Origin of the sequence: Agathobacter ruminis (assembly GCF_002735305.1) — a bacterium.
GTDB classification, from domain to species: Bacteria; Bacillota; Clostridia; order Lachnospirales; family Lachnospiraceae; genus Roseburia; species Roseburia ruminis.
On sequence record NZ_PDYG01000100.1, the window covers coordinates 88,372 to 102,322 of the forward strand.

Genomic DNA, 13,951 nt, shown 5'->3' on the forward strand with positions numbered 1-13,951 from the left:
TATGGAGTGGAACCAATATGCGAACAAGCAGATTCTTGTCGTTTGCTCGCGTGAGATTTGCTATTTTAGCGGTAATTTTTTTGCGGCACAAATGGCGGATGCGTTCGAGCGTCTCGGATGTGATGTGACCCGGCTGGAATTTACGGTTGAGGATGACCTTGATGCAATCTTAAAACCGCTTCATTATGCGAATTTTGACCTGATTGTGGATGTGAATTCACAGATGTGTCATCTCGAGGATGATGACGGAATGGTACTCGATCTGATTGGAGGACCGTTTTATGATTATATTGTCGATCATCCGCTCTTTCATTACAACAGCCTTCATATGCCGGTCAGCGATATGCATGCAATTGTGGTGGACAGAGGACAGAAGCGTTATGTGGACGAGTATTATCCAAATGTAAAATCGACGGTCTTTATGCCTCTTTCCGCGAATGAGGCGCTTGAACAGCGCAAGATTACAGACAGGCCGGAACGTATCCTGATGATGAGTACTTATGTCTCTCCGCAAAAATCCTATGAGGTAGTGGAGAATGCACCGGAATTGCTGATGAAACTGCAAAAGGGAATCATCGAAATCCGTACGCAGAATCCGTATGTAACCAATGAAGCTGCGCTTGAAACCGTATTGCAGACGCAGGGGTTCGGCGTGCAGAAACGGGAAGAAATTGACGACAGACAATTTGCTTTGTTGCTGAATTATTGTTATCCGGCAGATACCTATGTGCGCAATTATTTTCGTGACAAAGCGACCAGGGCATTGCTCTCTGCCGGAATTCCTGTTGTTGCGGTCGGAGATGGCTGGTATGACTTCCAGCATTCCAAAGAATATCTTTTGCAAATAGAGCGCCCGTGTGATTTCTCGCTTTCCTATGAGCGGATTGCAAAAGAGCATATATTATTTAACAATGCACCGATGTTTCCGGATGGTATGCATGACCGTGTGGTTGGCGGGATGGCAAATCACTGTGCGGTTCTGACCGAGCGCACTCCATTTCTCGAAGAACAGTTTGAGAATCAAAAGGATTTGCTGTTCTATGACGGTGCACATATCAAAGCCCTGCCGGATATTGCAACAGAGATGCTGTTGAATCCGCAGCTGATTTATGATATACAGGAAGCCGGTTACGAAAAGTACCGCAAAGCGCATACATGGGATCATAGGGCTGTACAATTATTGGAGGAAGTTTATGGCAATCAGCCATCCACTGGAACCGTTATATAATCAAGAGTCAAAGATTCTGATTTTGGGATCTTTCCCGTCTGTCAAATCACGGGAAATGGGATTTTATTATGCACATCCGCAGAATCGTTTCTGGAAAGTTCTCTCAAGTGTACTAGATGTTCCCTGTCCTGCGACTGTGGAACAAAAAAAGGCAATGCTTCTGGAACATCATATCGCACTTTGGGATGTGATTGCTTCCTGCGAAATCGAGGGGAGCAGCGATTCGTCCATTCATGATGTGATTCCAAACAATCTCAATCGGATTCTTTCATCCGGATCAATCCGGATGATTTATTGCAATGGAAATACCGCCTATCGGTTGTATCAAAAATATTTACAGCAGAAATACAGCAGCTATCCTGTAACAAAGCTGCCATCCACCAGCCCGGCCAATGCGGCATGTCAATTGCCGATGCTTTGCACTGCCTGGGCAAGAATTATGCATATCCTAAAGCGCGACAACTGGGAACTGCCCTATTATTCGCTCAACTGTTTTGCACAGGATTTTTATGACTGCAAATTATATCGTCTGTCATTGTCCGGCGGATTTACGTGCCCGAACCGTGACGGCAAGATTGATACACGCGGATGTATCTTTTGTGACGGCGGCGGAGCAGGAGATTTCGGCGGTGGAAGCCGTGCAATTCCGGCACAGCTCGATTTGCAGAAGCAGTTGATTGCAGCAAAACTTCCCAAAAATAAGTGCGTGAAATACATCGCCTATTTTCAGTCGTTTACCGGAACATATGCACCGGCAGACAGATTGCGCAAGATTTATTCGGAAGCGGTTGCAGATCCGCAGGTTGCGGTTTTGTCGATTGCTACGAGACCGGATTGTCTGGGGCCGGAGGTGCTCGAAGTGCTTGCAGAAATGAACCGGACGATTCCGGTATGGATTGAGCTGGGATTGCAGACTGCCAATGAGCGGACGGCGGAATATATTCGGCGTGGTTATCCGAACAAAGAATATGCGCAGGCCGTGCGGAACCTGCAGGCAATCGGAATCCGTGAAATCATTACACATATTATTCTCGGATTGCCGAATGAGACACGAAAAGACATGCTGTATAGCATTCAATACGCATGTGACTGCGGAACAACCGGATTGAAATTACAATTATTGCATGTACTCGAACAGACTGATCTGGCTGCGGATTACGAAGCCGGCGCATTTGAGGTGCTTGCACTGGAAGAATATCTGGAGATTGTGGAGGATTGCATCCGCGTGATTCCGCCGGATATCGTGATTCACAGACTGACCGGTGACGGAAACAAAAAGCATTTGATTGCGCCGCTTTGGAGCGCGGATAAGAAGCGCGTCATCAATGAAATGTCGCGCCGACTAAAAAATGGATACCATACTAAAAAATAGACCCTTAAAACATGAGGGTCTTTTTTTTATGCTTATAAAGAAGCGAGTCTTGACTGTGGGAAAAAATGTAACGGAAGGGTCAATATGAAAAAGAGAAATAAAATCATAATCAGTATCATCGCCGTCGGTGCGATATGTTTGGGAGGAATTGCAGGATTTATGTTTTTGAAACAGAATGACAAACAAAATGAACGGGTCGGATATCATACCAATCTGCTCGGGGACAGGGTTTATATTTTTTCGGAAGAAGATGATCCGGAAGACGTACAGAGAATTGTCGATGAGATTTACCAGAAGCAGGAAAGCAATCAATTCGGAGATGACCGTTATGCGATTTGTTTTATGCCGGGAAAATATCAGGATATCAAAGTCAATGTTGGATTCTACACACAATTGGCGGGACTGGGGATGCAAAGTCCGGACGACACACTGATTGGAGGTGTGAATACACAGGCAAGATGGCTGGATCCATCTTCGGATAATCACAATGCGACATGCAACTTCTGGCGCAGTGTGGAGAATCTGCATGTGCCGGACAATGTGACATTTGCAGTATCACAGGCAACAGATATGAGACGCATGCATATAGACGGATCGTTGTATCTGCATGATGAATACGGATGGGCAAGCGGTGGCTTCCTGAGTGATTCGCAGATAGAAAAGATGGTTGATTCGGGATCACAGCAGCAATGGCTGTCCATGAACAATCAATACAAAATCTGGATGGGTGAGAACTGGAATATTGTATTTCTTGGAGATGAGGAGAGCGGACTGCCGAGAGGCACCTGGCCATTGTACTCCTATACAAAAGTACAGGCGCAGGAGAATGTCGGAGAGAAACCGTTTCTCGTCTATGACGAACAAAAAGGATATGGCGTAGCCGTCCCGAAAGTATTGAAGCGCACACCAAGGAGCTGGTCGGAAACAGATTTTGTTTCACTGGATGATTTTTATGTTGCAAAGCCGACAGATACGGCGGCAGACATCAATAAGGGGCTGGAAAACAAAAAGCATCTGTTGCTGACACCGGGTGTCTATCAGATTGATGAGACCATCAAAATCAGCGGCGAGAATCGTATGATCCTGGGACTTGGACTGGCAACTTTGCGCAGCCAGAACGGTGTCACGATTATGGAGACCAAGGATGCCCCGGGAATGATTATGGCCGGCGTGCTGTTTGATGCAGGTACCACAGAGTCCGAACATTTGCTTGTGGTCGGAGAAAACGGCAAAGATGCCGCTGCTGTGCAGTTGTATGATCTGTATTTCCGTATCGGAGGGATTGCCACAGATCAGCCATGTAAGGCAAAGAATGCGGTTACCATTGATGCGGATGATGTGACCGGTCAGAATTTCTGGGTATGGAGAGCCGATCATGGTGATCAGGTGTACTGGGAAGGCAACACCGCTGCAAACGGGATTACCGTAAACGGTGACAGGGTTCGCCTGTACGGATTGATGGTGGAACATTTCCAGGAGTATCAGACGATCTGGAATGGAGAAGACGGTCAGATCATTATGTATCAAAGTGAGATTCCATATGATGTGCCTTCACAGGATGTGTGGAAGACCCCGGAAGGAACGGATGGATATGCATCGATTTATGTGAATCCGGATGTGGAACGGTTTGAGGGAATCGGAATCGGCATCTATTTATATAACAGAGACAGAAGCGTGAACCTGCATTCTGCAATGGTTATGCCGGATAAAAAGGATGTATCGGTTGAGCATATCATTACGGTAATGCTGAACGGAAATCCGGGAATGGAACATGTTCTCAATGATGCCGGCAATCCGGTTATGACAACCGGCGCAGAGGCTTACATATTAAATTATTGCAATGGAGACTGGAAATGATGAAAAAATGTGAATTTATAGGAGAAAACGGAACCTTTCGACTGACAGGCGCACAGAGATACCGCGATTTGTATTTTCCGATTGCCGGTGAATACGGACTGAAGAGTGCGGTAACACCTCAGATGGCCGGCGATGCCAAACTGGATCAGAATCATTTTTTATATGAACCGGTCAGCTCCTGCGATATTCAAAACCGTCGCTTTTCCCGTAATTTCTGGGTGATGGCGGATGGATGCGAACCATGGTCAGCAATGGGATGTTCCTCCATGCAGCGTGCTGCTGTCTATACCAAGAAGGAAGAAACAATCACGGTGACCGCAGGATATATGTGGCAGGAAATCAAGACGGAGGGAAAATACCTTCCACTGACTGCCACCACGACAATGTTTATTCCTGTGGACAGAAACCTCGAAGTGATTCGTGTGGAAATTGAAAATACAGGAGATGCGCCGCTGGCATTTGAATCCTGTTTCGCAATCCCGCTTTATGGAAGAAGCGCGGATAATCTCAGAGATCACAGACACGTAACAGGATTGTTGCATCGAACTTCAGTGGAAAACAACATCATCTCAGTCAATCCGACACTCTCTTTTGATGAGCGCGGGCATCAGCTAAATGACACGATTTATTTTGCAAATGCAAAGAGCGAAGGACAGAATCCGGATTCCTTTTATGTCAATCAAAATGATTTTATCGGAGAATGCGGAGACTTTGAGCGCCCGGAGGCTTTGTTTACCCATGCAGCAGCTGTGGCAAACGGATATTGCGAGAATGGTCAGGAAGCAATGGCAGGTTTCCGTTTCGCAAAGACAGTTCTTCAGCCGGGTGAGAAAAAACAATTCCTCTGCATGGCTGGTGTATGCCATACAGCAGAAGAAATCGACGGAATGCTTGCGGACTTGTCTGAGCCGAAGGAAGTGGAATATGAACTGACACGGACCAGACAATATTGGCAGAACAAAGTGAATTTGAAATATCATACAGCGGATGAGAATTTTGACCGGTTTATGGACTGGGTCAATTTCCAGCCGGAATTGCGCAGACTGTTCGGCTGTTCGTTCCTGCCGCATCATGATTACGGAAAAGGCGGAAGAGGATGGCGAGACCTGTGGCAGGATTGTCTGGCTTTGCTGCTTATGAATCCGAGCGGCGTACGCCAGATGCTGATTTCAAATTTCGCAGGTGTGCGTATTGACGGAACAAATGCAACCATTATCGGGGAACATCTCGGAGAATTCAAAGCGGACAGAAATTCCATCACGCGCGTATGGATGGATCATGGACTTTGGCCGTTTAAGACGACCAAACTTTATATCGATCAGACCGGAGATCTGGATATTCTGAATCAGGAAGTGTCTTATTTCAAAGACCGACAGGTTATGCGCGGCACGGAAGTGGACAATAAATGGACAGAGCAGATGCATTGGCAGGAGGATACACGTGGCAAAGAATACCACGGAACCATTCTCGAACATCTGATTTTGCAAAATCTTACCGCCTTCTGGGAAGTCGGAGAACATAATCATCTTCGCCTGAGAGATGCCGACTGGAATGATGCATTGGATATGGCCGGAGACAGAGGAGAGAGTGTGGCATTTACCTGTGCTTACTCGCAGAATCTTCTGGAATTGGCAGATCTGATGGATGAATATGCGAAGACCAATCCGGAAATTCTGCTTTTGCAGGAGGCAGCAGTCTTATTGCGGGACGAAGACGGTTTGTTTGATACACCGGAATATAAGCAGACATTGATCAAAGAATACGGTTCAAAGGTGCGCCATGTTGTGGCCGGTATCCGAATTCCGTTTGCCACGGAGACGATTGCACAGAATCTTCGTGCAAAAGGAATTTGGTTGCAGGAACACTTGCGCAAAACCGAATGGATTGAGGATCCGATCGGAGGCGGCTGGTACAACAGTTATTATGACAATGACGGAAATGCACTTGAGTCGGCGGGTGAAAATGCCCATATGATGCTGACAGGACAGGTTTTTGCAATTATGTCAAAAACAGCAACAGACGATCAGGTAAAACAGATTTGCGAAGCGGCGGACCGCTATTTGTATGATGCAAACTGCGGTGGCTATCGCCTGAACAATGACTTTGGTGAAATCCGTACCAATATGGGAAGAATGTTTGGATTTGCCTTTGGTGAAAAGGAAAACGGAGCTGTCTTTTCTCATATGGCAGTCATGTATGCCAATGCATTATACAGCAGAGGATTTGCCAAAGAGGGATATCGTTCCATGGATAGTCTGTTCCGCCAGTCGATGGATTTTGATAAGAGTCATATCTATCCGGGCATTCCGGAATATTTCGGACGGGGCGGAAGAGGTCTGTATGCATATCTGACCGGTGCCGCAAGCTGGTATCTGCTGACAGTAGTCAATCAGATGTTTGGCGTAAGAGGACAGTTGGGCGATCTGGTGGTAGAACCGAAATTGCTTGCATCGCAGTTCGACGAATCCGGAATTGCGGAAATCAATCTGAAATTCCTCGGACATGAGTGGACTCTGCGCTATGAGAATCCGAATCATCTGGAATACGGAAGTTATCGGATTCAGGAAGCAACCTGCAATGATCAGGCACTGACTGTGACAGATGGATGCATTGTGATTCCGAAGAATCATATCTTAAATATGGATGCAAGAGTGAACAACAAAATTGTGGTTCATCTGAATGAGTAAAAAGGAGAAAAGAAATTATGAAAGAACGCATGGAAAATTATGGAAGAAAATCGGAATTTTCAAGTTTTCTTCCGGGAATTGCAGGAATTAAGGGAATTCCGATCTGGTGCTACTATGTCAATCGCGGACAGGGTGTTTGCAGTTTTGGTGTGGATAATAAAGATCATGCCATTATGGAATTCTTCCCTGCGCATAATGCATATGAAATGGTAAAAACCAATGGATTTCGTACTTTTATCAAAAAGAATGATGTCTATACCGAGCCGTTTGCGGATGAAGAAAAGCAGCATGTAATGGAAATCATGAAAAATACCATGTCTATCTGTGAAACAGATGAGGCCAATGGTATTCAGACAGATGTAACCTATTTCATTCTGCCGGAAGAAAATGTGGGCGCGCTGGTGCGTAAACTGACGATCACCAACCTCGGAGAAGATGCGGATTTTGAAGTGATTGACGGTATGCCTGCAGTCATCTGTTACGGAGTCGGAAATGATTCCATGAAAAATATGCTTCAGACCACAAAGGCATGGATGCAGGTGGAGGATACCGAAACCAATATTCCATATTACAGAGTGCGCGCAAGTATGAATGATTCTGCAGAAGTGACGGAAGTATTGGGCGGCAATTTTGCATTTGCAACGGATGAAGACGGCAACTTAAAGACTCCGATTGTGGATGCGGATGCGGTATTTGATTATGATAAGTCTCTTCGCAAGCCGGTGCGCTTTGTCAAAGAAGGACTGGCAGCAGTGCTTTCCTATGAACAGATTCATTCCAACCTGCTTCCGATGGCAATGTTTGCGGAGAAAAAACATCTGAAGACCAACGAGAGCATGGTATTGTACGAACTGATCGGACAGGTGGAAGAGAAGAGCTATCTGCAGCAGTTCCTGGCTGCCCGACATGATGGTGCTTATTATGAGAAAAAGTATGCACGTGCAAATGAACTTGCCGAGGAACTGTGTGCGGGAATTGAAACAAAGACAGGAAATGAGCGGTTTGATGCATATTGTTCTTATACCTATATGGACAATGTATTGCGCGGTGGCTATCCAATCAAACTTGGCAACAACAAGATCTTTTATGTTTACTCCCGTAAGCATGGGGATCTGGAGCGCGATTATAACTATTTCTCGATGGCACCGGAATTTTTCTCACAGGGAAACGGTAATTTCCGCGATGTCAATCAGAATCGTCGCTGTGATACCTTCTTTGCGCCGTATGTCGGCCGCGAAAATATCCGGATGTTTTACAGCCTGATTCAGCTGGACGGATACAATCCGCTTTCCATCGAAAAGCTGATTTATGAATTAAATGAAGAACAGGCAAAGAATCTGCTTGGGTCTGTGGATCAGGCTTCTGAACTGATCAAACTTGTAACGGAAGGATTTACACCGGGTAAGCTGTATCGCGCATTGCAGAAATATGTGGCACCGGATCGCGTGGAAGAATTGTTCTATGCGCTGATGGATTTTGCGACAGAGAAGAGCCGTGCGGTATTCGGAGAAGGATATTGGTGTGACCACTGGACCTATAATCTGGATTTGGTAGAAGAGTATCTGAATCTCTTCCCGGAAAAGGAAGAAGAAATGTTATTTGAAAAGGCATATACATTCTTCCTCTCACAGGCGAATATCAACGATCGCAGCAAGCGTTATGCTGTTACACCAAAGGGCATTCGTCAATATTACAGCTTAAATCAAAAGAGCCTGCGCAATACTGAGGACAAACGACTGCATGCCGCATTCGGCAAGGGAGATTTGATTTATACCACCCTGCTCGAAAAACTCATACTTCTTTGTGCAACCAAATTTGCAACTCTGGATGCCTACGGAATGGGAATCGAAATGGAAGGCGGCAAGCCGGGCTGGTATGATGCCTTAAACGGTGCACCGGGAATGCTTGGCTCATCGATGGCAGAAACCTATGAACTTGCGCGCATGCTGGATTATACCATTTCGGCATTGAAAAAATTCCCGCGCAAAATCACTCTGTTAAAAGAAGTGGCTGATTTTGTATCGGAGCTGAATATTATCAATGATATGGAGCGTCCGCAAATTGAGACAAAGCAGGAGCTGCTCGCATTCTGGAATAAAATCAATGATGCGAAGGAAGCTTATCGCAATCAGACCTATGAAGGCATTTCCGGAGATGTCAGCCAGGTGGATTCCAAAGAAGTGCTCGATGCACTCGAGGGCTTTAGAAATACCGTTGACTATGGTATCCGAAAAGCAATCGGCTACGGTGACGGAATCTGCCCGACTTATTTCACATATGATGTGACAGATTATGAGCAGAATGAAGATGGCATCTTCCCAATGGGATTTGCGGTACAGACAGTGCCTTATTTCCTTGAGGGACCGGTTCGCTTCCTGAAATTAAAAGAAGACGAAACCATTCTCCCGAAGAAGATCCTTTATCGCAATGTGAAAGCATCCGATGTCTTTGATCGGAAACTTCATATGTATAAAGTCAATGCATCTTTGGAATCTGCATCATATGAGCTCGGACGAACCCGCGCATTTACTCCGGGATGGCTTGAAAACGAATCCGTATTCCTTCATATGGAATACAAATATTTGCTGGAAACCTTAAAGAGCGGTCTGTACGAAGAATTCTTTGATGATTTCCACCGCATGGCAATTCCGTTCCTGGATCCGGATATGTATGGAAGAAGCACTTTGGAGAACAGTTCGTTCCTTGCAAGCAGCAAAAATCCAAATCAAAGGATTCACGGAAAAGGATTTGTGGCTCGTCTTTCCGGATCCACGGTCGAATTTATCAGTATGTGGAAGCGCATGATGTTTGGTGAGAAACCGTTTGTGCTGAAGGATGGACAGCTGACCGCTTTGCTGACTCCGGCAATTCCGGCATATTTGATCGGCGATGACAATACCGTTTCGGCGACATTCCTCGGAAAGACCAAAGTGACTTATCAATTTGCGGAGCGAAAGGATTATATTCCGGGCAAATATGAAATTGTTGAGACTGTTTTGAACTATCAGGACGGTACCAGCGAGACAATTTCAGGTGGACAGATCCCTGAAAAAGGCGCGAAAGCTCTGAGAAATGGAGATGTTTGTCAAATTTGCCAAAAAATAAAATAGGGTCGACTAAAAAAATGACACCTAACTAAAATTTGGTACATGTTATTCAATCTTGATTCTCTCTATAATGAGATTATCAACAAAACACATAAAGCTGTTGAAACACAAAAGGAGGAAAGACTTTATGAAGTTAAAGAAGTTAGTTTCTGTATTGTTGGTGGGTACAATGTTAGCAACACTTGGTGCCTGCGGCAGCAATGAAAAAGGAACGGAAAGTGCTGCAAAAACAGACAGCAGCAGCACAGAGCAGGAAATGGTAAGTGCAGGCGAGGATGGAATTACCATCTGGACATTTACCGAAGACTTAAAGACCATGGCTGAGAAGTATACAGAGGATACCGGTGTTGAGGTAGTTGTAAATATTATCCCAACCGCTGATTATCCTACAAAGCTTACAACTGCTATGCTCGGTGGATCTTGCGATGCTGATATCATCGTAGGTGAGCCACAGATGTTGGATGATTTCTTTGATAACGGATTCTTTGCAAACCTTGATGATCTTGGAGCAAAGGACTATGACGGAAAGATCGTAGATTACGTTTGGGCTCGTGGTAAAGATTCAGAAGGTGTTCAGAGAGCAATCTCTTATCAGATTACTCCGGCAGGATTCTTCTATCGCCGTGATATCGCAAAGGAAGTATTTGGAACAGAAGATCCTACAGAAATCGGAAAGATCTTCAGCAACTACGATGAAATCGTAAAGGCCGGTGAAGAATTAAAGGCAAAGGGATATCGTATCTTTGCTTCTGACTCAGAAGTAAGCTACTTCTCAGGAAACGAAGCATGGGTTGTAGACGGAAAGTTAAACGTAGCTGATTGCCGTACAGAATATATGGATCTTGTAGTAGATCTTTATCAGAAGGATTTAACTGCTTATGCGAACCAGTGGTCAACACCTTGGTATCAGGCAATGGCAGGAGAGGTTCCGATTCTGACAGCTGATATCCAGAACTATCAGGACGATTCCGTAAACGTTTGGGATGCTGATCAGTTTGCTGAAGCAACCAAAGATCTTGACACCACTCAGGTATTCGCATTCGGACTTCCTTCATGGGGCGTACTTACCATGAGAGATCACGTAGGTGATACCGCTGGTTCATGGGGCTTCTGTGCAGGACCTGCAGCCGGATTCGGTGGCGGTACTTACATTGGTATTGCTGATACCTCAAACAAGAAGGATGCTGCTTGGAAATTCCTTCAGTGGTGCACATTGAACGAAGATACAGCTAACTGGTGGATTGAGAAGTCTCAGGGTGATGCAGTTTCTTTGATCTCTGTATTGGAAGCACATGCATCTGATGAGAATCCAACTTATGGAAACCAGCATATGTATGAATTGTTCTTAGAGCTTGCTAAGAAGATTGACTACTCTAAGGTTACCCGTTACGATCAGACAATCGGTGATCTTTGGGGCAAGGCTATCTCAAACATCAAGACAGGAGCAATGACAAAAGAAGAAGCAATCAACGACTTCTACGATCAGGTAGAATCAACCTACGCAGGAGAAATCCAGGTAGAGCGCTAATTAAATATGGGCCCGTCTGAGGGCGGGCCCGTGTTTCTATATTTTTATCACTTTCAAATTGAGGATTTGTTATGGCAAAGACAACAAAAAAACATTCCAAAATAACGGCTTATAACAACTGGGGATATGTATTTGTAATTCCATTTGTTGTAGTTTTTTGTATTTTCAGTATTTATCCGGTTCTTAGAACCTTGTGGCTGAGCTTTACCGATTTGAAGGTAATGGGCTCATCTAAATTCATTGGATTAGCAAATTATGTCCGCGTTGCAACCGATAAATTTTTCTGGAGAGCTGTCTGGAATACGGTTCGCATCTGGATTGTAAATATTGTATTGCAGTTAGGTCTCGCTTTCCTGTTAATGATGGTATTCTCCGATGTGAAATACAAATTCAAAGGATTGCGCGTTTTCAGATTGGTTTATTATCTTCCGAACCTGATTGCAGCTACATCAATCGCATTTTTGTTCCAGACACTTCTGGATTGGAAATTCGGTTCCTTTAACCAATTGATTTCATTGATCTACAAATTATTCGGTCAGAACTATACCTACGTGAACTGGCTTGGAGACCCGAATTACGCCGGTCATACCATTGCTGTGATTCAGGCCTGGGTATGGTTTGGTAACTCATTTTTGATGCTGATGGCCGGTGTGCAGGGAATCAATCGTGATTATTATGAGGCAGCTGCCATTGACGGAGCCGGAAGATGGACCGTATTTGGCAAGATTACACTGCCGTTGATTCGCCCGATTATGATGTATGTTGCAATTACTTCATTGATTGGTGGTCTGCAGATGTTCGATCTGCCTTATCTGATGGTACAGGCATCAAGCTCATCTTATGATTCTGTTCAGACCGCAATGATGTATCTGTATCGGTTCGGATTCCATCAGGGAACCATCCAGACCGGGTATGCCTCATCAGTGGCTTACATGCTGTTCCTGATTATCCTGTCGGTATCATTGATTCAGCTGAAGTTATTTAAGAGAAAGGAGAATTAGGCAGATGGACGCAACACAATCTTTCAAATTAAAAAAGATACGTAAGCCTGTAAGCTTTTATGTATGGTCCGCTATCATATATTTCCTTTTGGTGGCACTGGCCGTTATCTGCGTCATTCCGTTTTTGATGATGCTTGTAAATGCGACCAGAAGCGGTGATGAGATTATTAAAGGATTTACACTGATTCCAAGTGACCAGATTGTACATAACTGGAAAACCGTATTCGGACACTTCAACCTGTTCCGCGGTATGTTAAACTCCGTTATGATTGCAGTGCCTGCAACCGTATTGTCGATTTACTTTTCGACATTGACTGCATTTGCACTTGCTTTCTATAAATTCAAAGGAAACAAAGTCATTTTCATGACAATATTGATCTTTATGATGATTCCCGGACAGTTGTCGTTGATCGGATTCTATCAGTTGTGTGCAAAACTGCACCTGATTGACAGTTACCTCCCTTTAATTATTCCGGCCGTCGCTTCACCGGGAACCGTATTTTTCCTTAGACAATACATCCTGGCTTCCATGCCGCCTTCATTGCTGGAAGCCGCACGTATTGACGGTGCATCGGAGCTGTTCAGCTTTCACCGTATTGTATTCCCGATTGTTCTTCCGGCAATTGCAACCATGGGAATCATGGGATTCATCGGAAACTGGAATTCTTACCTGCTTCCAATGATCCTGATCAATACCAATGAGAAAATGCCACTTACCGTAATGATGACGACATTGAATGCGTCCATCGATATTACGAAAAATCAGGGAGCTACCTATCTGTGTGTCGCAATTTCGGTTGTTCCGATTCTGCTGGTATTCTTCTCATTCTCAAAATACATCATCAGCAGTGTATCTGCAGGTGCTGTCAAAGAATAAAAAGTTTACTAATTTTCTTTTTCAAATACTTTTTTTGTTCCCCGGGGGGCTGTGTCATGCAGCCCTCCATTTTTTTGTATGCCATGTTTCCGCCGTCCCATGTCAAGCCCCACGAAGCCCCCAGCCCCAGCGCCCACCTCGTACCCCTTCCTCATGCCCGGGCCTCCGGTCTGTCGCCCCCTGCCGGCCGGTCAGGACATGATAGGCGTGAAAGCTTAGATTCTTCAAAGCCGCACGCGCCGCTTTAAGAGGTTGTCCTTTCACCGATTTTGCACTTCGACAAACTGTCTTTTC

At 45.0% G+C, this 13,951-nt stretch carries 8 protein-coding genes; all 8 read left to right on the plus strand.

Going from position 1 to position 13,951, the window contains the following annotated elements; all coding sequences use genetic code 11:
- Window position 1: 1 nt before the first annotated feature.
- The 8 genes from CSX02_RS10740 to CSX02_RS10775 all read left to right on the plus strand — a co-directional run bounded on the left by CSX02_RS10740 (window position 2) and on the right by CSX02_RS10775 (window position 13,657).
- Window positions 2-1,228 carry a glycosyltransferase gene (locus CSX02_RS10740; protein ID WP_099386673.1) on the plus strand — a complete coding sequence of 409 codons (1,227 nt, stop codon included), beginning with the start codon at window positions 2-4 and terminating at the stop codon, window positions 1,226-1,228.
- A complete protein-coding gene (locus tag CSX02_RS10745; RefSeq protein WP_189281527.1) occupies window positions 1,194-2,600 on the plus strand; it encodes a TIGR01212 family radical SAM protein in 1,407 nt (468 codons plus the stop codon). The genes CSX02_RS10740 and CSX02_RS10745 overlap by 35 nt, the downstream gene beginning before the upstream one ends.
- 84 nt (window positions 2,601-2,684) lie before the next feature.
- The gene (locus CSX02_RS10750; RefSeq protein WP_099386675.1) at window positions 2,685-4,457 is read left to right on the plus strand and encodes a coagulation factor 5/8 type domain-containing protein; all 1,773 of its coding nucleotides are present in this window, start codon (window positions 2,685-2,687) and stop codon (window positions 4,455-4,457) included.
- Window positions 4,454-7,144: a GH36-type glycosyl hydrolase domain-containing protein gene (locus tag CSX02_RS10755; protein ID WP_099386676.1), complete on the plus strand. Its 2,691-nt coding sequence runs from the start codon at window positions 4,454-4,456 to the stop codon at window positions 7,142-7,144. Before CSX02_RS10750 ends, CSX02_RS10755 begins: the two co-directional genes overlap by 4 nt.
- A 17-nt stretch (window positions 7,145-7,161) precedes the next feature.
- Window positions 7,162-10,254, plus strand: a complete 3,093-nt coding sequence (locus CSX02_RS10760) for a hypothetical protein (protein ID WP_099386677.1) — start codon at window positions 7,162-7,164, stop codon at window positions 10,252-10,254.
- 124 nt (window positions 10,255-10,378) lie between these two features.
- A complete protein-coding gene (locus CSX02_RS10765) occupies window positions 10,379-11,779 on the plus strand; it encodes an ABC transporter substrate-binding protein (protein WP_099386678.1) in 1,401 nt (466 codons plus the stop codon).
- Window positions 11,780-11,850: 71 nt separating this feature from the next.
- The gene (locus CSX02_RS10770) at window positions 11,851-12,780 is read left to right on the plus strand and encodes a carbohydrate ABC transporter permease (RefSeq protein WP_031543441.1); all 930 of its coding nucleotides are present in this window, start codon (window positions 11,851-11,853) and stop codon (window positions 12,778-12,780) included.
- Window positions 12,781-12,784: 4 nt separating this feature from the next.
- A complete protein-coding gene (locus CSX02_RS10775) occupies window positions 12,785-13,657 on the plus strand; it encodes a carbohydrate ABC transporter permease (RefSeq protein ID WP_081826674.1) in 873 nt (290 codons plus the stop codon).
- Window positions 13,658-13,951 lie beyond the last annotated feature (294 nt).